Annotated in this window: 21 protein-coding genes; 16 read left to right on the plus strand and 5 right to left on the minus strand. The window is 48.7% G+C overall.

Translation table 11 applies throughout. From position 1 onward, the window contains the following. The first annotated feature begins 240 nt into the window (after positions 1 to 240). From sufC to ACQ5DJ_RS05065, 9 genes are all read left to right on the plus strand, one after another. On the plus strand, positions 241 to 1,029 hold the full coding sequence (gene sufC, locus ACQ5DJ_RS05025; RefSeq protein ID WP_017251436.1) for a Fe-S cluster assembly ATPase SufC: 789 nt from the start codon (positions 241 to 243) through the stop codon (positions 1,027 to 1,029). Positions 1,030 to 1,050: 21 nt separating this feature from the next. After that, the gene (sufD, locus tag ACQ5DJ_RS05030; RefSeq protein ID WP_429841463.1) at positions 1,051 to 2,349 is read left to right on the plus strand and encodes a Fe-S cluster assembly protein SufD; all 1,299 of its coding nucleotides are present in this window, start codon (positions 1,051 to 1,053) and stop codon (positions 2,347 to 2,349) included. Then, positions 2,349 to 3,575 (plus strand): cysteine desulfurase, encoded by a 1,227-nt coding sequence (locus tag ACQ5DJ_RS05035; RefSeq protein ID WP_429841464.1) that lies wholly within the window; start codon positions 2,349 to 2,351, stop codon positions 3,573 to 3,575. The genes sufD and ACQ5DJ_RS05035 overlap by 1 nt, the downstream gene beginning before the upstream one ends. Further along, positions 3,562 to 3,999, plus strand: a complete 438-nt coding sequence (gene sufU, locus ACQ5DJ_RS05040; protein WP_056491927.1) for a Fe-S cluster assembly sulfur transfer protein SufU — start codon at positions 3,562 to 3,564, stop codon at positions 3,997 to 3,999. Before ACQ5DJ_RS05035 ends, sufU begins: the two co-directional genes overlap by 14 nt. Positions 4,000 to 4,038: 39 nt before the next feature. After that, positions 4,039 to 5,436 (plus strand): Fe-S cluster assembly protein SufB, encoded by a 1,398-nt coding sequence (sufB, locus tag ACQ5DJ_RS05045; protein ID WP_429841465.1) that lies wholly within the window; start codon positions 4,039 to 4,041, stop codon positions 5,434 to 5,436. Between the two features lie 737 nt (positions 5,437 to 6,173). Then, positions 6,174 to 6,710 (plus strand): suppressor of fused domain protein, encoded by a 537-nt coding sequence (locus ACQ5DJ_RS05050; protein ID WP_429841466.1) that lies wholly within the window; start codon positions 6,174 to 6,176, stop codon positions 6,708 to 6,710. A 16-nt stretch (positions 6,711 to 6,726) separates the two neighbouring features. Continuing rightward, the gene (locus ACQ5DJ_RS05055) at positions 6,727 to 7,191 is read left to right on the plus strand and encodes an NUDIX domain-containing protein (RefSeq protein WP_429841467.1); all 465 of its coding nucleotides are present in this window, start codon (positions 6,727 to 6,729) and stop codon (positions 7,189 to 7,191) included. A 259-nt stretch (positions 7,192 to 7,450) separates the two neighbouring features. Continuing rightward, a complete protein-coding gene (locus tag ACQ5DJ_RS05060; protein ID WP_429841468.1) occupies positions 7,451 to 7,990 on the plus strand; it encodes an NfeD family protein in 540 nt (179 codons plus the stop codon). Further along, complete coding sequence (locus ACQ5DJ_RS05065; protein WP_429841469.1) at positions 7,990 to 9,531, plus strand: SPFH domain-containing protein; 1,542 nt, start codon at positions 7,990 to 7,992, stop codon at positions 9,529 to 9,531. The genes ACQ5DJ_RS05060 and ACQ5DJ_RS05065 overlap by 1 nt, the downstream gene beginning before the upstream one ends. Before the next feature lie 62 nt (positions 9,532 to 9,593). Here ACQ5DJ_RS05065 and ACQ5DJ_RS05070 read toward each other — a convergent pair whose 3' ends face one another. Beyond that, positions 9,594 to 10,346: a polysaccharide deacetylase family protein gene (locus ACQ5DJ_RS05070; protein WP_429841470.1), complete on the minus strand. Its 753-nt coding sequence runs from the start codon at positions 10,344 to 10,346 to the stop codon at positions 9,594 to 9,596. 189 nt (positions 10,347 to 10,535) lie between these two features. Between ACQ5DJ_RS05070 and ACQ5DJ_RS05075 the strand changes: the two genes are divergently transcribed. After that, positions 10,536 to 11,939, plus strand: coding sequence for an aspartate kinase (locus tag ACQ5DJ_RS05075; RefSeq protein ID WP_429841471.1), 1,404 nt, complete (start codon positions 10,536 to 10,538; stop codon positions 11,937 to 11,939). Here ACQ5DJ_RS05075 and ACQ5DJ_RS05080 read toward each other — a convergent pair. Continuing rightward, positions 11,870 to 12,376, minus strand: a complete 507-nt coding sequence (locus tag ACQ5DJ_RS05080) for a M67 family metallopeptidase (protein ID WP_429841472.1) — start codon at positions 12,374 to 12,376, stop codon at positions 11,870 to 11,872. The genes ACQ5DJ_RS05075 and ACQ5DJ_RS05080 overlap by 70 nt on opposite strands. A 52-nt stretch (positions 12,377 to 12,428) precedes the next feature. Here ACQ5DJ_RS05080 and ACQ5DJ_RS05085 point away from each other — a divergent pair, with 52 nt between their 5' ends. The 5 genes from ACQ5DJ_RS05085 (at position 12,429) to ACQ5DJ_RS05105 (ending at position 16,458) form a co-directional block, all read left to right on the plus strand. Continuing rightward, a complete protein-coding gene (locus ACQ5DJ_RS05085; RefSeq protein ID WP_429841473.1) occupies positions 12,429 to 13,286 on the plus strand; it encodes a DUF72 domain-containing protein in 858 nt (285 codons plus the stop codon). A gap of 19 nt (positions 13,287 to 13,305) precedes the next feature. Beyond that, positions 13,306 to 14,130, plus strand: coding sequence for a sulfite exporter TauE/SafE family protein (locus ACQ5DJ_RS05090; RefSeq protein WP_429841474.1), 825 nt, complete (start codon positions 13,306 to 13,308; stop codon positions 14,128 to 14,130). 24 nt (positions 14,131 to 14,154) lie between these two features. Beyond that, positions 14,155 to 15,609, plus strand: coding sequence for a bifunctional metallophosphatase/5'-nucleotidase (locus ACQ5DJ_RS05095; protein ID WP_429841475.1), 1,455 nt, complete (start codon positions 14,155 to 14,157; stop codon positions 15,607 to 15,609). Between the two features lie 47 nt (positions 15,610 to 15,656). Beyond that, positions 15,657 to 15,896: a DUF6154 family protein gene (locus ACQ5DJ_RS05100; RefSeq protein WP_429841476.1), complete on the plus strand. Its 240-nt coding sequence runs from the start codon at positions 15,657 to 15,659 to the stop codon at positions 15,894 to 15,896. A 259-nt stretch (positions 15,897 to 16,155) separates the two neighbouring features. Then, the gene (locus ACQ5DJ_RS05105) at positions 16,156 to 16,458 is read left to right on the plus strand and encodes a YunC family protein (protein WP_429841477.1); all 303 of its coding nucleotides are present in this window, start codon (positions 16,156 to 16,158) and stop codon (positions 16,456 to 16,458) included. A 72-nt stretch (positions 16,459 to 16,530) separates the two neighbouring features. Here the strand turns inward: ACQ5DJ_RS05105 and ACQ5DJ_RS05110 are convergent, their stop codons facing one another. Then, positions 16,531 to 17,544, minus strand: a complete 1,014-nt coding sequence (locus ACQ5DJ_RS05110) for a DUF2804 domain-containing protein (protein WP_429841478.1) — start codon at positions 17,542 to 17,544, stop codon at positions 16,531 to 16,533. Positions 17,545 to 17,703: 159 nt separating this feature from the next. Here ACQ5DJ_RS05110 and ACQ5DJ_RS05115 point away from each other — a divergent pair, with 159 nt between their 5' ends. Continuing rightward, positions 17,704 to 18,798, plus strand: a complete 1,095-nt coding sequence (locus ACQ5DJ_RS05115; RefSeq protein ID WP_429841479.1) for an HD-GYP domain-containing protein — start codon at positions 17,704 to 17,706, stop codon at positions 18,796 to 18,798. Here the strand turns inward: ACQ5DJ_RS05115 and corA are convergent, their stop codons facing one another. Then, positions 18,799 to 19,734, minus strand: coding sequence for a magnesium/cobalt transporter CorA (corA, locus tag ACQ5DJ_RS05120; RefSeq protein ID WP_392429581.1), 936 nt, complete (start codon positions 19,732 to 19,734; stop codon positions 18,799 to 18,801). After that, positions 19,697 to 19,873 carry a hypothetical protein gene (locus tag ACQ5DJ_RS05125; RefSeq protein ID WP_429841480.1) on the minus strand — a complete coding sequence of 59 codons (177 nt, stop codon included), beginning with the start codon at positions 19,871 to 19,873 and terminating at the stop codon, positions 19,697 to 19,699. The genes corA and ACQ5DJ_RS05125 overlap by 38 nt, the downstream gene beginning before the upstream one ends. Between the last annotated feature and the right edge of the window lie 11 nt (positions 19,874 to 19,884).

The following is a 19,884-nucleotide window of genomic DNA, read 5'->3' on the forward strand; positions in this document are numbered from 1 at the left end:
AAAAAGTACCTGGAGTTTAGACGGAGACGTATGCCCAAAAGTTACAAAGGGAAAAATGCTGCGGAGGCAACAATATTTAGGAAGGATCCATGCGCAAAAACGGACTTTCTAAATATAATGATATAAAAAATACAGATATGTTTCATTCCTTGATTTATAATTATTCTTATTATAAGATAGTTATTGAGAATGGATTGAGAATTTACCAACTCACTTTTGACGTGTATGGAGGGAATTCAGATGACAGCAGTACCGCATTTGCAAATAAAAAACCTTCGCGCCAAGATCGAGGACAAAGAGATCCTCAAAGGCCTGAATTTGGAGATCAAGGGCGGCGAAGTGCACGCGATCATGGGACCAAATGGTACCGGTAAATCGACATTGGCATCCACATTGATGGGTCACCCAAAATATGAGGTAACCGATGGCGAAGTGCTGATCAATGACGAAGACTTGTTGGAAATGGCAGTAGACGAGCGCGCACGTGCAGGTCTGTTCCTGGCGATGCAATACCCGTCTGAAATCAGCGGTGTAACTAACTCTGACTTCCTGCGTTCCGCGATCAACGCACGCCGTGGCGAAGGAAACGAAATCTCCCTGATGAAATTCATCCGTGAGATGGACAAAAAGATGAACACGCTGGAAATGGATGAGTCTTTCTCCCACCGTTACCTGAATGAAGGTTTCTCTGGTGGTGAGAAAAAGCGTAACGAGATTCTGCAAATGATGCTCTTGGAGCCAGCTATCTGTATTCTGGATGAAATCGACTCCGGTTTGGACATCGACGCATTGAAAATCGTTGCAGCTGGTGTAAACGAAATGCGCTCCGCAGACCGCGGATTCTTGATTATTACGCACTACCAGCGTTTGCTGAACTATGTAAAGCCTGACTTCGTACACGTCATGATGCAAGGTCGTATCGTGAAGTCCGGTGGCCCTGAGCTGGCTGAACGCCTGGAGGCAGAAGGCTATGACTGGATCAAGGAAGAACTCGGCATCGAGGACGAAACCGTAAACGCCAACGTGTAGGATGAAGGAGGCAGCAGTGAAATGAGTGTGGATGTACAGCTACGCTTCGATTCCGAGGCGATCACCCAGTACTCCAAAGCTAATCAGGAGCCTGCCTGGTTCCTGGAAAAGCGCCTCGCTGGACTGAAGGCGGCGGGAGAGCTGGCGCTCCCTGCCTTGGAGAAAACGAAGATTGATAAATGGAATACCGTTGATTTCGATCCGTTCCAAACCACTGCAAAGGTGGCAGCGGCGAATGAACTCAGCGATTTGGTAAAAGCACAAATCGATGTCGACAGCGTGAAAAACCTGTTGGTACAAAAAAATGCTTCTACTGTTTTTCAAGCAGTTTCCGATGAGCTGAAGGCACAAGGCGTGATTTTCACGACTTTTGCTGATGCACTGCAAACACATGGCGATCTCGTGCAAAAATACTTGCTGAACGTTATCGCACTTGATGAGCACAAGCTGACTGCTCTGCATACGGCGGTTGTGAATGGTGGCGTATTCCTCTACGTTCCGAAAAACGTGGAAGTAGATGTTCCACTGCAAGCTGTGTATGAAATCGCAGGCGACAACGCTCTGTTGGCTCCACATGTTTTGATCGTGGCAGAAGCGAACAGCAAAGTAACCTACGTGGATACATATGTATCTGGCGAAGGCAAAAGCATGGTTGCGAACAGCCTAGTTGAAGTATATGTAGGCGCGGGAGCATCTGTGCAAGTAGCTTCTGTACGTTCACTGTCTGTAGACGTTCACGACTACAGCTTCCGTCGTGCAACCGTTGAGCGTGATGGAAAAATGGAATGGATTTTGGGTGAGATGAACGATGGCAATACCGTTGCCAACAACACCACCATTCTCAAGGGAACTGCTTCGATCGCAGAGACCAAATCCATTTCTGTAGGAACTGGTTCCCAACGTCAAAACCTCACTTCCCAAGTTCAGCATATCGGCACGCACACCGAGTCTGACATGGTGAGCAAAGCTGTTATGACGAATGAAGCAGTGAGTATCCTGAACGGTATCACGAAAATCGAAAAAGGCGCTGAAAAGGCAAACGGCGTACAGGCGGAAAACATCCTGATGCTGAGCGATAAATCTCGCGGTGATGCCAACCCGATCCTGTTGATCGACGAGGATGACGTTAAAGCGGGTCACGCAGCTTCGGTAGGACGTTTTAGTGAAGAGTCTATCTTCTACTTGATGTCCCGTGGTATTTCCCGTCAAGGCGCAGAACGTCTGATCATTCTCGGCTTCCTGGAGCCAGTTGTTGCTGAGATTCCAGTAGAAGAAGTGAAAAACAGACTCCGTCAGGCGCTTGAAAGGAAGTTAGGCTAATGAACGCCAAGGAGCTTCGGAAATATTTTCCCATCCTTGACCAGGAAATAAACGGACATCCGCTTGTTTATCTGGACAATGGTGCAACCTCTCAAAAACCGATTCAGGTTATTGAGGCGATGGATAAATACTACAGGGAGTATAACTCCAATGTGCACCGTGGCGTGCACACCTTGGGTAACATAGCGACAGATGGGTACGAGGGCGCGCGTGAAAAAGTTCGCGCCTTCATCAACGCCCGTGAAGCCGCAGAAATCGTCTTTACGCGTGGTACGACATCTGCTTGTAATACGGTAGCGTATGGCTATGCTCGCATGTTCCTTAAGCCGGGAGATGAAATCGTGACCACATTGGTGGAGCATCACGCCAATTTCATTCCTTGGCAGCAGGCAGCCAAGGCGACCGGAGCGACTTTTAAGTTCATTCCGCTGGCAGAGGACGGTACCGTTACTCTGGAAGCGGTCAAGGAAACCATTACGGACAATACTAAACTCGTTGCTATTCACCATGTTTCCAACGTATTGGGGGATACTACCCCAATCAAGGAAATTGCCCAAATCGCCCATCAGCATGGTGCACTTCTGTTTGTTGACGGAGCGCAGGGTGCTCCACACAAGAAAATCGACGTCCAGGATTTGGATTGCGATTTTTATACGTTTTCCGCGCACAAGATGGCTGGTCCGACAGGCGTAGGTGTCCTGTATGGCAAGCGTGAGGTGCTGGAGCGTGTGGAGCCGATGGAGTTCGGCGGAGAAATGATCGACTATGTGGATATGTACGATTCCACGTGGAAGGAGCTCCCTTGGAAATTTGAAGGGGGAACTCCGATCATCGCAGGTGCTATCGGATTGGGAGCAGCGATTGACTTTTTGGAAGAGATCGGAATGGACAATATCGAGCGTCATGAAAAACATCTCGTCAATTACGCGATGGAACAAATGCGCGAGATCGAAGGATTGAAGATTTACGGCCCACAGCAGGACCGCAGCTGTTTAATTACATTCAACCTGGATACAGTACATCCGCATGACCTGGCGACGGTGCTGGACAGTTACGGAATCGCAGTTCGTGCCGGTCATCACTGCGCACAACCGCTGATGCGTTGGCTGAATGTGACGGCTACCGCTCGGGCAAGCTTCTACCTGTACAATACAGAAGAAGAAGTGGATGTGCTGATCGCGGGCTTGAAGAAGACGAAGGAGTATTTCGGCAATGTCTTCTCTTGATGATTTATACCGCCGCGTCATTATGGATCACTACCAGAAACCGCGCAACCGCGGGAAGCTGGAAGAATCCGAAGGACTCATTGTAAATTTGAATAACCCGACCTGTGGCGACAGCATCTCGCTCTCCTTGAAAGTGGAGGATGGCAAGGTGGTAGATGCCAAGTTCCTCGGAGAAGGCTGTTCGATCAGCATGTCGTCTGCATCAATGATGACGGATGCGGTCAAAGGCAAACCAGTTGCTGAAGCACTGGAGCTGTCACAGAAATTCTCCGATATGATGCAAGGTAAAGAAATCGATGACTCGATTGATCTTGGTGATATCGAAGCCTTGTCTGGCGTAGCCAAGTTCCCAGCGCGAATCAAGTGCGCGACATTGGCTTGGAAAGCATTGGAGCAAGGGGTCAAACAGGCGGAGCAGGAATAGTGATAGGTAAGGGACATGAACATGAAGGAGTGAGCTACGATGGCTGTTAAAGGCCCAGAAATACAGGAGTATCAGTACGGTTTTCACGATAAAGACGTGTCCGTATTCCGTACGAAAAAGGGTTTAACCCGCGAGATCGTCGAAGAAATTTCGAAGATCAAGGATGAGCCAGCTTGGATGCTGGAATTCCGTTTGAAATCGCTGGACATCTTCAACAGCATGCCGATGCCAAAATGGGGCGGCGATCTGGATGACCTCGATTTTGACAGCATCACTTACTACGTAAAGCCTTCTGAAAAGCAAGGCCGTAGCTGGGATGAGGTACCAGAAGAAATCAAGGCAACCTTCGATAAGCTGGGTATTCCAGAAGCAGAGCAAAAATTCCTCGCTGGTGTATCTGCTCAGTACGAATCTGAGGTTGTTTACCACAACATGCAGGAAGACCTGGAAAAACTGGGCGTTCTCTTCTGCGACATGGATTCCGCAGTAAAACTGCACCCGGAAATCGTGAAGGAATACTTCGCGACGGTAATTCCAATCGCAGACAACAAGTTTTCTGCACTGAACTCGGCAGTATGGTCAGGTGGCTCCTTCATTTACGTTCCAAAAGGCGTAAAAGTGGAAACTCCGCTGCAAGCATACTTCCGCATTAACTCCGAGAACATGGGTCAATTCGAGCGTACGCTGATCATCGCGGATGAAGATTCCTTCGTTCACTATGTAGAGGGCTGTACAGCTCCAATCTACAGCACGGATTCCTTGCACTCTGCTGTTGTAGAAATCATCGTAAAAGAACGCGCTCGTTGCCGTTACACCACGATCCAAAACTGGTCCAACAACGTATACAACCTCGTTACTAAACGTGCGGTTGCTTACGCGGATGCGAACATGGAATGGATCGATGGTAACATCGGTTCCAAGCTGACGATGAAATACCCAGCTGTTATCATGAAAGGACCTCGCGCGAAAGGTACCGTTCTTTCCATTGCAGTAGCAGGAAAAGGACAACACCAAGACGCAGGTGCGAAAATGATTCACCTGGCGCCAGATTGCACATCGACGATCATTTCCAAGTCGATCTCACGTGATGGCGGAAAAGTAACCTACCGTGGTCTGTCCCAGTTTGGACGCAAATCGGAAGGCTCCAAGTCCAACATCAAGTGCGATACGCTGATTCTGGATAAACTGTCCACGTCCGACACGATCCCGTACAACGAGATCATGAACGACAGCATCACTCTTGAGCACGAAGCGACTGTATCCAAAGTATCCGAAGATCAACTCTTCTACCTGATGAGCCGCGGTTTGTCAGAAGCAGAAGCTACTGAAATGATCGTAATGGGCTTCATCGAGCCATTCACGAAAGAGTTGCCGATGGAATACGCGGTAGAGATGAACCGTCTCATTAAATTCGAGATGGAAGGTTCTATCGGGTAACCGTTTCTATAACGTGTAAATACGTGTCTGATTCGTTCAGACACGTATTTTTTATTTGCCCCTGCGTTATATAGGGGAAACGCATTAGCCCTCTGGCGGTAATTCGCTGGAGGGCTGTTTTTACGAGGACAAACTGAATTTCCATAATAAGATCATAAATACCGCCATCGGAATGACCCAAAGTAAAGGAATGGCGTTGAGTGCGTAACTCGTTTTGAATTTCAATTTGTGATAGTAGTACCAACTGCCTATCGCTGAGGCAAGTAGTACAAGCGGATACGATAGGATCGTATAGAATACCTCCGGCGCTCCAGTATCATATTCATCTTCAGGTAGAAGCACAATGGTAAAAAAAAACAGAAATTACCCAAGCCAATAAGAAAATGGCATATACGCTTTGACTAATAGAAAGGACGAGACAAGCTGTCTTGTTTTTCATAAGTGCCTGATTCTCCCTAAAAAATGGAATTACTAACAAGACGAGAGCAGATGGAAAAAGGTAACAATACTCTAATCGCATGGGCATTTTTGTGCATGTTGAAACATGTACATTCGCTCCACACAATGATAAAATGTTCGTATATACAAGATAACGCTGCCAAACATCAACGAAGTATGCCTACGTATCCAGGCATGCTTTTTTCGGGCGAGCACAATCATTTCACCAAGACGCAGTTGCCCTTCTATGAGCAGGCAGCCGTAGAGGTTTTCATACTTTTTGGAGCGGGGTTGCACATATGATAGTGGTAAAGCAATTAATGGATCATTGCCACCGCTTTTTTGGGAGTCAAGGTGAGCTGTATCAATCCGAGGATGCGGATATCCTGATTGCCGTCTATCCGGCTACGCGCAAGCGAGGTTGGTGGACGTATGCCACACTTGAGCTGCACAAGATGGTGGCAACGGAGTACCTCGTCTATTCCTATCAGTTTGAGCAGCGAATGATTACGCATTTGGCAAGAGTAGCGGCCCAGGCAATTCGTCAGTGGGAGAGTCAAACGACCCGCATGGAGTCTGGGAGCGTCTTTTCGCTTGAGGATACAATCGTGGAAAAATCAGTTTTGAATCATATGGTACTGACCCCTGCCTATTATGAAGAGGCTGGACTTGAATATTATACAAACGGCAAGGACGTAATCAGGTTCATGATGCTTCATGCAATCGCGGATTCTGAAGCAAAGTTTTTGGAACAATATGGACTTATGGCATTACAGGAATGGTTAGCGCACTCCGGTGTCGATTCCCTGAATGTTACGCGTACGCCTGCCATCTGAGAAGGGAGCGAGCGAAATGTCAGCGATTCGCTTGAGAGTCACCGTAGTAGTGGAACACGAAGGGAAAGTCCTCCTCATCCGTGAGCAGACACAACGAGGCATCTTTTACAACTTACCAGGGGGAATCGTAGAATATTTAGAAGCGATTCCAGATGCGGCGAAAAGAGAAGTGATGGAAGAGACCGGACTCCTCGTGGAAATGGAGCGATTGATCTGGATAGACGATCGGATCGATCAGGAAGGGAACGGCAAGCATACAGTCGGAGTGGGAGTTCTGGCGAAGCTCATCGGTGAAGAGACGAACCCTACGCCAGGTGGTATCGTCGATGAAGAAATCGAATGGGCTGGCTGGGTCACACTAGACGAGTGGAAGCAACTGCCGAACGACCACAAGTCACGCCCGGATCAAGTCAAGCAAGTCTTGTCTGATCCCACTTATCAACCGATGTACTTGGGAAATATGTTTAGCCGAGCAGAATAAAAACGAAAGACACCGCCCTTTTCATAGTGAAGAGGAGCGGTGTTTTTTTACTTACGCTTTTTGCTGAGCGGAAGCAGGCTGGCTGCGGCTGACCTATTCGTGGGAGTGCCCGGCGAATATCGAGGAAGGAATTCGCCGTATCCAAAGAGTCCTTCAGCAGAAAAAGCGATAAGAAAAGGAATTATTTCCTTATTTATGAAACTAATTCACATCTCACTCGTATGCACTATAGAGGCAATTTTAGAAAGGGGGGACAGTCGTGGGCGTACTTGAAACCGTCTACATAGTCTGCCTTGTACTTGGTCTAATCTACACGGTCATCTCGCTGTTGTTTGGCGATACGCTCTCGGATTGGCTGGGACATCTGCATCTGCCTTTTGCGCAGCCCATTTTGTTGGTCAGCGGTATGACTGCCTTTGGTGGAGCCGGGTATTTGCTATCTCGATACACTTCGCTTGGTGCGCTTGTCGTGTTGATGCTGGCTGCTGTCATTGGCATCGCTTTGGCTTTTGTCTCGTACTTCCTGTGGGTTAAGCCGATGAGCCATGCGGAAAATTCCACGAGCTATTCCATGAGTCAACTAGGAGGAAAGCTAGGGGAAGTCGGGACGACGATCCCATCAGAAGGACTGGGAGAGGTGCTGCTGCCGATGATTAGTGGAACTACTTACCATATGGCGGCGAGTCTTGAGGGCGAGATTATCCCGCAAGGAACCCGTGTCGTCGTAGTCGAGGTGCGTGACCATGTCTTGTATGTGATCCCCTTTTACACTGAATCTGGCGAAGGAGATGAGAAGTGATGTTAGATCCCGGCATTTTGACAGTAGTAGGTGTTGTCGTTGCAGTCTTTCTCGTTTTGGGTATTGCTTTTTGGGCCCGTTACAAAACAGTGGGCGCAGATGAAGCCATGATCGTGACGGGTAGCTATCTAGGCTCGAAAAATGTACTTAGTGACGAATCTGGCCGCAAAATGAAGATCGTCCGCGGAGGCGGCGCATTTATCCTCCCTATTTTTCAACAAGCAAACTTTCTGAGTCTTCTGTCTCATAAGCTGGACGTATCGACGCCAGAGGTGTACACCGAGCAAGGCGTTCCTGTCATGGCAGATGGCGTGGCGATCATCAAGGTAGGCGGTTCAATTGAAGATATCGCGACCGCATCCGAGCAATTTATGGGCAAGAGTGACGAGGCACTGCGCGGAGAAGCACAGGAGGTACTCGAAGGCTATTTGCGGGCAATCCTCGGCAGTATGACGGTAGAGGAAATTTACAAGAACCGTGAGCGATTCGCACAAGAGGTGCAAGCGGTAGCGACAAAGGATTTGAAGAAAATGGGGCTGTCCGTTGTCAGCTTCACGATCAAGGATGTCCGGGACAAAAACGGCTATTTAGCTGCCCTTGGAATACCGCAAATCGCTGCAGTGAAGCGCGATGCGACCATCTCGCAGGCTGATGCGGACAAAGAAGCGCGGATCAAGCAGGCGCAGGCAGAGGAAGAAGCACGCAAGGCAGAGCTGCTGAAGGAAACGAACATTGCCGAAGCAGAAAAGGAAAAAGAGCTGAAGGTAGCGGCGTTTAAGCAAGAGCAGGACAAAGCAAAGGCGAGCGCGGACCAAGCCTACAAGCTGCAAGAAGCTGTCGCCAAACAGCAGGTAACCGAAGAAGAAATGAAGGTCGATCTTGTCCGCAAGCAGAAGGAAATCGAGCTGGAGGAAAAAGAAATTCTTCGCCGCGAAAAGCAATATGATGCGGAAGTGAAGAAAAAGGCCGACGCCGACCGCTACTCTGTGGAACAGGCGGCAGAAGCGGAAAAAGCGAAGAAGCTGAGAGAAGCAGACGCGATCAAGTACCGCATTGAAGCAGAAGCAAAAGCAAATGCTGAGCAGAAGCGTCTGGAAGGTTTGGCGATTGCCGAGGCCGAAAAAGCACGTGGTAGCGCTGAGGCAGAAGTCACGCGCCTCAAGCTCGAAGCCGAGGCAGAAGGGAAAGAGAAGCTGGCTGAAGCATTTGAAAAATTCGGTCATGCGGCTGTCCTCGATATTATTTCGAAAATGCTCCCTGAGCTGGCTGAGAAAATTGCCGAGCCAATGAAGGCGATCGACAAGGTAACGATCGTGGATGCAGGAGGCGGTCAAGGAGATGGCGTCAATCGTCTGAGCGGGAATGTTACGAAGCTGATGGCCCAACTCCCAGAGATGCTGAAAGACGTATCTGGTTTGGATATGAATAAGATGATCGCAGACTTTATGCAAAAGGGTGGTGCCGTACCCACACAGCAACAGCCTGTACCCGTAAAAGTACAGATAGAGACGGATGCTATTTTGGAGAACGAAAACAAATAATCAAATGGATCAGAGGAGAAGTGCCCCTTTATGGTGAGGGGCACTTTTTCGTGGGAAGAAAATCAAGGATAGTCTACCTGCTTCGCACGTCCATATCCTCTCAACAACTCGCTGACCGTCACGAACTTATACCCTCTATTTTTCAGTTCAGGCAATATTTGCTCGAGAGCTTGAACGGTCTGTCTGCGATTGCCTCCGTAATCGTGGAATAGCACGATGTCTCCATTTCGCGCGTTGTTCAAAACCTTGTTGACGATTTTTTTTACACCGGGATCGCTCCAATCACGTGTGTCTTGATGCCACGACCACATAATTACGAGAAAACCGGCTTGCTTGGCTGTATCGACGACTTTCTCGTCATAATATCCTCCCGGAGGACGAAAGAGGGTGGGACGAACCCCTGTTGCCGAATAAATCGTCTCCTGCGTTTTTTGCACCTCTTCTAACAGTCGATTCCCTGACAGCTTTCGAATATCTGGATGACTGTAAGTGTGATTCGCAATCTCATGTTGATCATTCACGAGAGATTTGGCGATTTCCGGGTACTGGCTCACACGATTGCCTACGACAAAAAAGGTAGATTTCGCTTGATACTGCTTCAGCAGCGCGGCGATCTTAGGAGTGTATACCTGGTCAGGACCATCGTCAAAGGTAAGGGCAATCACCTTGCTCTCTGTTGGCACTTCCCAGACGATATCTCCTCTTGTTTCGTAATACTCGCGATTTTTTTCCCGGATGGCATTGGCTGTCTCGCTGAAGGAAGGAGCAAGAATGACAGCTAACAAAAGTGGGAAAAAGAGGATATGCTTTTTCATCCGTTCACCTCTTTATCAGAGACTTTCCTGCTAGGTAGCTGTACATGATGATGTACTCTCCGTTACTATGCGACAAATCTTGATGATTATTCCGGGGGTGTCCCTGTGGAAAAGACACTTGTTCTTTTTAAGTGGATAAATTAAGCTAGTAAAAGCAAAAGACGTGAGAGTTAGATGGAGGAATCGATTATGAAGGTAGCAAAATTTGGGGGAACATCACTGGCGAATGCCGAGCAAATAAAAAAAGTATGCCAAATTGTTTTGGCGGATCGGGACAGACGATTCATTGTTGTATCGGCACCTGGAAAACGGCATAAGGAAGACACGAAGGTTACTGATTTGTTAATCACATATGCTGAGCGATTTTTGGCTGGGGAGCCTACAGAGGAAGCGAAACAAGCAATATTCTTGCGCTATCAGGAGATAGTGGCAGGCCTCGGGCTTTCTGACGAGATTGGTCAAGCGATTGAAGTGGAGCTCGGTGAGGTTCTTGCAAATAAGGCGGGCTTGTCCAAGGAAAGATTCATGGATGCGGTCAAAGCTGCGGGAGAGGATACATGCGCCAAAGTTGTCGCTCGTTACTTGCAGAGCTTGGGCGAGGTGGCGACCTACATCAATCCAAAGGATGCAGGAATGCTCGTTACGGATGAAGCAAGCAATGCTCATATCCTCCCTGAAGCGTATGCCAAATTGGCGACATTGCGAGAGCGGGAGGGAATTGTCATTTTCCCTGGTTTTTTCGGCTATTCACGTTCCGGTGATCTGGTTACTTTTTCGCGCGGTGGCTCGGATATTACGGGATCGATTTTGGCTGCGGCGGTTCAGGCAGAGGTCTACGAGAATTTTACCGATGTAGATTCTGTGTATGTGGTCAATCCGAACCTGATTGCCGATCCGAAAAAGGTGACAGAGATTACGTATCGAGAGATGAGGGAACTGTCTTATTCCGGTTTTAGTGTGTTCCATGAGGAAGCGTTGATTCCCGCGTATCAAGCAGATATACCCGTATGCATCAAGAATACGAACAATCCGTCTGCGCCTGGAACGATGATTGTGGCCGAGCGAGGATCTGCTACAAACAGGGTGTCGGGTATTGCAAGTGATGGCGGCTTTTGTAGCATTTACGTCAGCAAGTATTTGATGAACCGCGAAATTGGCTTTGGCCGCAAGCTGCTGCAAATTCTGGAGGAGGAAGAGCTTTCGTATGAGCACACTCCATCTGGAATCGATAACATTTCCGTCATTCTGCGCGAGCGCGATCTCACAGAAGAGAAGGAACAGCGGATTGTGGAACGCATCCGCCGAGAACTGTTCGCTGATGATGTCGCTGTTCAGCATAGTCTTGCACTCGTCATGATTGTCGGGGAGGGTATGCGTCAATCGGTAGGGACAACAGCGAGAGCCACAGCTGCGTTGGCTACTGCGAAAATCAATCTGGAAATGATCAATCAGGGGTCATCGGAAGTAAGCATGATGTTCGGGGTAAAAGCAGAAGAGGCAGATCGTGCTGTGATTGCTTTGTATCAAGAGTTTTTCGGAGCCCAAGAATCATTGGTTTCCTCATCGTCAGAAGCCGCTTCTGTCAGTGTGTAGTCGCGGCCTTCAAATGAGCCGCTGTGTCCAGCTTGTACCCATTGATAGACACGCCATTCTGGCTGTGCGGATGCGAGTCCGACAATCCAATAGCTGAGCGTGGGATAATGCCAGCCAGCTATGTCGCGTGCAGAAGGGATTGGCGGCGTATGGGGGTGTGTATGCAAGACACCCAACCATTGAAGATTGTGTCTGCGGATGTGTTGCAAGGCTTGAAGAAACACTTTCCCATCCCAAGCGAACACGTGCTTGTCGGGTGAGACGGGCATCGGTACACAGGCCGTAACCGTTGCTCCACGACCTGCGAGCAAAGCAGAATATTCATAAGGAAACGCCTCTTGTGCTTCGGCCAGGAGGCGTTTCGCTACTTTTTTCGTCAGGAATATTTTGTTATCCTTAATCGCAAAGGGTTCACCCAACCAAGCGGGATTTTTCATACGGCTTCCGTCCTTCTTCTCTATTCGGCCATGATATGGAGGTTAGCAATCGATGACTACGATACAAGTGGGAGTTTGCGGCTGGGGCGATCAGCACGAATTGTACGTACAAGGTGTACGCAATCGAGACAAGCTGTCTGTATATGCCAGCCACTTTCCAATTGTAGAGGTGGATAGTTCTTTCTACGCTATTTTACCACAGCGAAATTTCGAATCGTGGTTGAAGGATACACCTGAACGATTTGGCTTTATCGTCAAGCCTCATCAAGTGATGACGGGGCATCAACGGGGGGACGCTTCGGGAAGCAGACGGGAATTATTTCGTCAGTTCGAAGAGAGCATTCAGCCGGTCGTGGAGGCTGGCAAGCTCAAAGCGCTGCTGTTTCAGTTTCCACCGTGGTTCGATTGTACCCGAGAGCATGTCCAGTATGTGACCGCTTGTCGTCAAGCCATGCAAGCGTATCCGTTTGCGGTTGAATTTCGCCATCAAAGCTGGTTTGAATCACGGTATTCGGAGCGAACGTTGGATTTCTTGCACAAGATCGAAGCGACACATGTCGTATGTGATGAACCCCAAGTGGGAAAAGGCTCGGTTCCGATTGTTCCTGCCGTGACGAAGACATCCTTGGCGTTGGTCCGCTTTCATGGGCGGAACAAAGCGGGCTGGCGAGATCCCGGAGAGGGACAAAATTGGCGGGATGTCCGTTATTTATATCGATACAGTGAGACAGAGCTTGCAGAGTGGGTTGAACACATCAGACTGCTCGAAAGGGAAGCGGATGAAGTCTGCATTTTGTTCAACAATAACTCTGGAGGAGATGCAGCAGCGAATGCGAAGCAGTTTTCGGAGATGCTTGGCCTTGCACCTACTGGTCTGAATCCTCGTCAGATGGACCTGTTCTCCACGTAGCTAGAAAGAAGGGGAGTTCATGCTTGTAGCAATTGCCATCTTGTTTGTCATCATCGGAGTCGTGGCTGGCGTCATTGGCAGCATCGCGGGTCTGGGTGGTGGGATTTTCTTCGTGCCTGCTCTGCTGAATTTTGCGAACTGGTACATGCCTGGATCGATGAATCCGCAAGTAGCAGCGGCGACTTCGTTGATTGTGATTGCGGTAACCGCCCTTTCTTCCTCCCTTTCTTATCTCAAGCAAAAGAAAGTAGATAAGCAGAGTGCCTTGCTCTTTTTTATCGGGAGTGCACCGGGTGCTATTGTGGGCGTGTATCTTAATACATTACTAGCAGTGGGGGGCTTTTCGCTGCTGTTTGGCTTGTTTCAGCTCTCCATGTTCATCGTATTGATGGTCAAAGACAAAATCAAACCACGCAGCATTGAGTGGGAAGTCCAACGCCACTTCATCGACAACGAAGGAAATGAATATGTGTACGGGTATAGCAAATGGTCCGTGATTACGATTGCCTTCTTTGTCGGGATTACCTCGTCGCTATTTGGAGTGGGTGGCGGCATCTTGATGGTTCCAGCCATGATCATTTTGTTTCGCTTTCCGCCACACATTGCCACTGCTACGTCCATGCTGGTCATCTTTTTATCAGCGGTGGTTGGATCAGTCACGAATATCTTCCACGATAACGTACACTGGCTGTATGCAGCGATGCTCGCGCCAGGAGCATGGGCGGGCGGAAAGCTTGGAGCGATTGCTGCCAGTAAAATGAAGGGGCGCACCATCGTGCTATTTTTGCGTGTTCTGATATTGGGAATTGCCATACAAATGATCGGAGAAGCGATTTTTGGATAATGAGACGAGAGGGAGGGGAAAGTCGTGGCTGACACCTGTACCTTACACATTTTGCATACGAATGACTTGCACAGCCATTTTGATACGATGCCGCGAATTGCAACCTGCCTGAGGAAGCATCGAGAAGAGTGGGACGGCAGGGGAGAGCATGTGCTGACGGTCGATATTGGAGACCATATGGATCGAATGGATATCCGATCGGAAGCGAGCTTTGGGAAAATTAACGTCGAGATCATGAACAGAAGCGGGATTCAATACGCGACGATCGGAAACAACGAAGGCATCACACTCCCAAAAGACAAGCTGAATGAACTGTACACAGATGCCCGTTTTGCGATCATTACGGGCAATCTGTTTGAACCGACAACAAATTCTGTCCCGTCTTGGGCGGTACCATATGCTATTCATACCGTAGGCGAGCTGCGGTTGGCTATCTTGGGAATGACGATTCCCTTTGGTCCCTCCTATCAAAGTATGGGATGGGAGATTAACGAACCGATCCCGATTTTGCGTGAGCAGATTGCAGCACTGCGCTCGTCGGTGGATGTTGTCATTTTGCTATCGCATCTTGGCTATCAGACAGATTGTGTGCTGGCAAAGGAAGTCGATGGGCTGGATATCATTTTGGGCGGACACTCTCACCGGACGCTGCCTCATGGAGTGCGTATAGGCGGTACCTTAATCACACAAGCGGGGCGATTTGGCGAGTATGTCGGTCATGTAGAGCTCGTCTGGGACAGGAATCATCATGGCATCAAAAACGTGCGCGCAGAGCTTTTTCACACGGAACAGTATCAGGCAGACGAATTATTACGCCAGTTCATTGAGAGTGAAAAAGTATGGGCAGAGAATCGTTTGTTTCAGCCAATTGTTCAATTGGAGCAAGACATGCACATAGGCTGGACGGAGGAGACTCCCTATGGTTCCTTCATCGCAGCAAGTATTCGTAAATGGACGGGTGCTGAGATCGGCATGGCAAATGGAGGGCTGTTGCTTGCTGATTTGCAGCGGGGCAGCTTGTCTTTTGCCGATTTGTTGCACAGTATGCCCCACCCGATTAATGCCTGTGCAGTCACGATTACAGGCGAGCAGCTCACCACTGTTCTGGAGCAAGCCATTCAACCGGAAATGGTTCATCGGGAACTGCGAGGGTACGGTTTTCGCGGCAAAATAGAAGGCTGGATGTGTGTGGACGGATTGCACATCCGCTACAGTGAGGATGACCAACCGCAAATTATCCAGATTGAAGTCAACGGGCAACCGCTTGATCGCGAGCGTCTGTATCGAGTCGGGACGATCGACATGTTTATGTACAATCGCATGTTTCCCGATTTGCTGCTCGGCAGTGAGGTTACGTTTTTCTTGCCCGAGATGCTGCGTGAAGTGCTCGCCACCACGATAAAGGACCAACAGATGCTGCAAAATGCGTTTTGTCCACGTTGGGAAAAGATATCGTCAACGTCAAAAAACCAATCGTAGAGACCGGTTTTTCGGGAATGCTATCGAAAAACGGGAGGAGACGAACGATGCGCTTCATAGATGAAGTATACGAGCTGTACAGAGGGCATTTTAATGGTGATGAAGAGGACATTACAGCAGTTATCGTCGGCATTCTCGCGGAGCAGTCTCGGGATGATTTGTTGGACTTGGTCGAGGAAATGGACGAGGAAGAGCTGTTTCACATGCTCGCGACGTATATGATTGAGGTCATGAAACGAAAAGTCGCGATGGAGGATGAGCAATTTCCGACAAGCGTCATGCATTAAAATAAGATCAAGTTCAAAAAGTTAGCTTTTCAGCACCGAGAAAATGGTGAGAACCGAACGAAGGAGGAGCGGAGTGTAGCTAACTACATGAGCACCGGACTTCGGAGGTGAACATCATTTTCGATGTCGAATAATCTTACAGGACTACATCGTGATCAAAAGATAACTTTTTGAACCACCTCTTAGAAACCTCACATTTCTCTTCTGCGCGTCATAGGATGGTAACGCCAACAGACAGGAGAGAAAAGGAGGAAACTTGATGGTCGAGGTAGTACCAATCCACTTTTCAGAGGGGACGGCTATTGCTGTCACCGTGCGTTTGCCAAAGACGACGCTATTGGCTGTAACGACCGATCATGGCTACATCATGTGTGGAGCGCTGGATGTGGGGCTCTTGAACGAACGGTTAGCAGCGAGGGAAATTCTTGCCGGTCGTGCGGTAGGGGTCAAGACCATACAGGAATTACTGGATGCGCCGCTGGAGTCTGTGACGACGACGGCGGAACAAAAGGGGATTACGGCTGGTATGACTGGTCGGGATGCTGTCGTGAAAATGCTGTAAACAACAAATGGTTTGCCTATAGAAAAAACCTTTGTCCGATGACAAAGGTTTCTTAGTTTTCTGGGGCCTTGTTTACCAACGGGCTGATTGTTCTTCACAGATTCCGATTTTGCTTTGCACCGCAATCGTTTTTCCATCAGCGGTTAAAATGGTCCCGTCATAACGGCCGATTACTTGATGCAGAGTGGTCCGCACCAATGCAAAATTTTTGTGCTCGGTTCGAGCAAAGAGCGGCGTAAAGGTGAGGCGTACCGCAGAAGATTCTTCACTCGCAAGCGTCCAAGGGAGCATACGATTGTCAGGGTTGTAGGAAAAACGAATTTGTTCACTCAGCTTGTAGAGGACACCATCGATCATCAAGCCATTTTCCGTCATACCCGTTCCGTCCGTCCATCCTCTGCCAAAGTTAAAGCCTGCTACGCCCTCCGCGTGCCGGAAAGAGCAGGTCGTCCAGTTCCAACGAGTATGATATGGCCAAACGCCACGTCCAAAATCCAGACTGGCAAAGGTATTCTGCCGATCGAGCAAATAGGTCTTCCCGTTATAGGCGATGGTGCCGTGCACAGGCCGGGCTGTTTGCTTCGATGTGAACTGAAAGCGCTCTGCACTCCACGGTATCACGACATTTAAGGACTCGGATGGCGGATCAATCACGATGTCGAGCGAGAGAGTTTTATCGTCGGGACAAATAGCAGTCGCTTCTACGCTCGTTCCGCTGGCTCCTGGCTGAAAGGAGACAGAGAGCTTGCGACTCGCAAAATGACAAGGCTCATCTACGGTGGCCCCCAGCCGAATCCCTGCACCAAAAGGAACCGTTACGGCACTGTCCGCGGTCTCTCCTGTCGTTAGATCAATAAAATGGACAAAGACAATGCCCGCGTAATCCAGATTGACCATCGCAATCGACATCACACATTCAGGTGCAGTGATAAACCAAAAATTCCATTTTTTCCGGCGAAGCCAATGCCCTCTAAATTGGCAGTTATGCAACGGATAACGGGACCAGCCAATCGCTTCGGGAAGCAGGCGACCATCCTGATTACATAATGACAGCGGCTGCGTTAATTCTTTTTCGATAAGTGACATACGATCATCTCCCTTGCAAACAAGGATTCTTCCAGACAAACTCGCCTCCAGTGTCTTTCCCCGGTAGACATGAAAAGAAAATCTAGAAAAAATTTCATGTAGAATCAAGTCGAATCACGCTATAATAGGGATACCCTGAGGAAAGGCGAAGGAAAGGAAATGCGACTGAAATCCATTCAAAAATGCCAGCCGGGTGATAAACTGGCTCGTTCCATCTATACAGAGAACGGAACGATTCTCGTTGGCGCTGGTGTAGAACTAACCCAACGAATGATAACTCGACTCAAAAACAAAAACGTGAACAGTCTCTACATCCAAGACAAGCGCACGGATGATATCATTGTGGAGACAGTCATTTCCGAAAATACTCGCAGACAAGCAATGTCCATGATTCACGATACATTCCGAACCGTTCATCAAGTCCCAGACAAATGGCAGCAGCTTTTTTCGGACAAGGGTTTGGGACGTAAGCTGCGGGATGTCATGCAAACCGTTGCGGATGAATTGAACAGTAATGATTCAGCCATGAATTTATTGGCAGATGCTTGCGCCTTCGACAATTACATATTCACGCACTCCTTTAACGTTGCCTTGTATAGCACGGCTCTCGCCATAAATACTGGCTGTTCGGAAAAAGATGTGTTGGAGATTAGTATTGGCGGTATGCTCCACGACATAGGAAAAGTGCATATCCCAGACGACATTTTGCAAAAACCGGGCCGCCTTACGCAAGAAGAATTTGAAATCATGAAAAGACATACGGAGATCGGTTTTGAAATGCTGCGTCGTCAAGACGACATCCCGTTGCTTGCAGCCCACTGCGCTTTTCAGCATCACGAGCGCTGGGATGGCTCCGGTTATCCGCGGCACCTAAAAAAAGAAGAGATTCATCCGTTTGGTCGCTTGATGGCAGTGGCAGATGTATTCGATGCCCTGACGTCGCATCGGGTATACCGTCGTGGAATGCTCCCTCATGAAGCGATGGAGGTGCTCTACTCCGGTTCAGGTAAGCTGTTTGACCATGTGTATGTAGAGGCTTTGCGAAATACGATTGCACTCTACCCTGTTGGTCTGACCGTCAGCCTGAACAATGGTATGTCTGGTGTCGTCGTCGATTCGAACAAAGGAATGCCGAGCCGTCCGATCGTCAGAGTCCTGGTGGATGAAGAAGGTCGGGATATCGAGCATCCCTATGAGTGTGACTTGTCCAAAATGCTGACGCTCATGATCATCGCCTGTGGCGATTTGGTCTAATCAGAGCCAGTCCTTCTTTTTGAAAATGATAAACATCGTCGTGCCGATCGCCGCCATACTTCCCAGCACGATGTAGTAGCCGTAGGGTGAATGCAGCTCAGGCATCACTTCAAAGTTCATCCCGTATATACCAGTCACAATCGTCAACGGCATAAAAATCGTCGTCAAGGCGGTAAAAACACGCATAATATCGTTGGCTCTGCCAGCAAGCGCCGCTTGATACGCTTCGCGCAAGTTTCCGATGAGCTCGCGAAAAGCTTCAAAGCTCTCTACAATTTTGCTGGCATCCTCTACAATATCGCCAAAGTACTTCCGCAGATAAGGTTGAATCAGCGGGAGTTCTTTTTTATGTAGGGCGTCAATCAAATCCCGCTGGGGAACGAGCATTTTACGGGCGTACAAGATTTCACTGCGCAGCCCAATAATTTGATCAAGATGGGATTTTTTCGTGTGCATCAAAATTTGTTCTTCCAGATCTTCAAGCAGGTCTTCAATTTTTTCCGTCACATCAAAATAACGATCGACAATTTGATCTACCAAGTAGTACAGAAACGCATCGGGCCGATTGACTTCTTTTTCTCGGATGATTGACAGCATGGTAGTAAATTCGGGGGCCTCCTGCTTCGTTACGGTGATAATGGTGCTGCTGCCCAAAAAAATATTGATCTCGCGTAAGAAGATATCGTGATTGTGGAAGGTAATGCCATTGATGACCATAAAGTAATGATCATCGTAATGTTGTAGCTTGGGCCGCTGTTCTTCCTCGTCGATGCAGTCCTCGACAGCCAGATGATGCAGTCCGAACAGCGGCTGTAAAATATCCAAATCGAATGGTGCGGCATGAATCCAGTAAAACCCGTTCACAGGTGGAGTAGCAGCTTCTTCGATGTCTTCTATCTCAGTGATGATTCCGTTTTGTACGAGTCTGATCTTCATGATCGATTCTCCTGCAAGTGGATTCGGTTGCAGCGGGTAGACGGGGCCAGATTTGTGTGAGAATCAGTTCATAAGCAGAACGAAGTGCTCGGCGGCTAGGCGGAGCCTGTGATACACGCTGTTGCTTGGGAGTCGTCATGCCGTTCGCCT

Origin of the sequence: Brevibacillus sp. FIR094, from assembly GCF_050477165.1 — a bacterium.
GTDB lineage: Bacteria > Bacillota > Bacilli > Brevibacillales > Brevibacillaceae > Brevibacillus.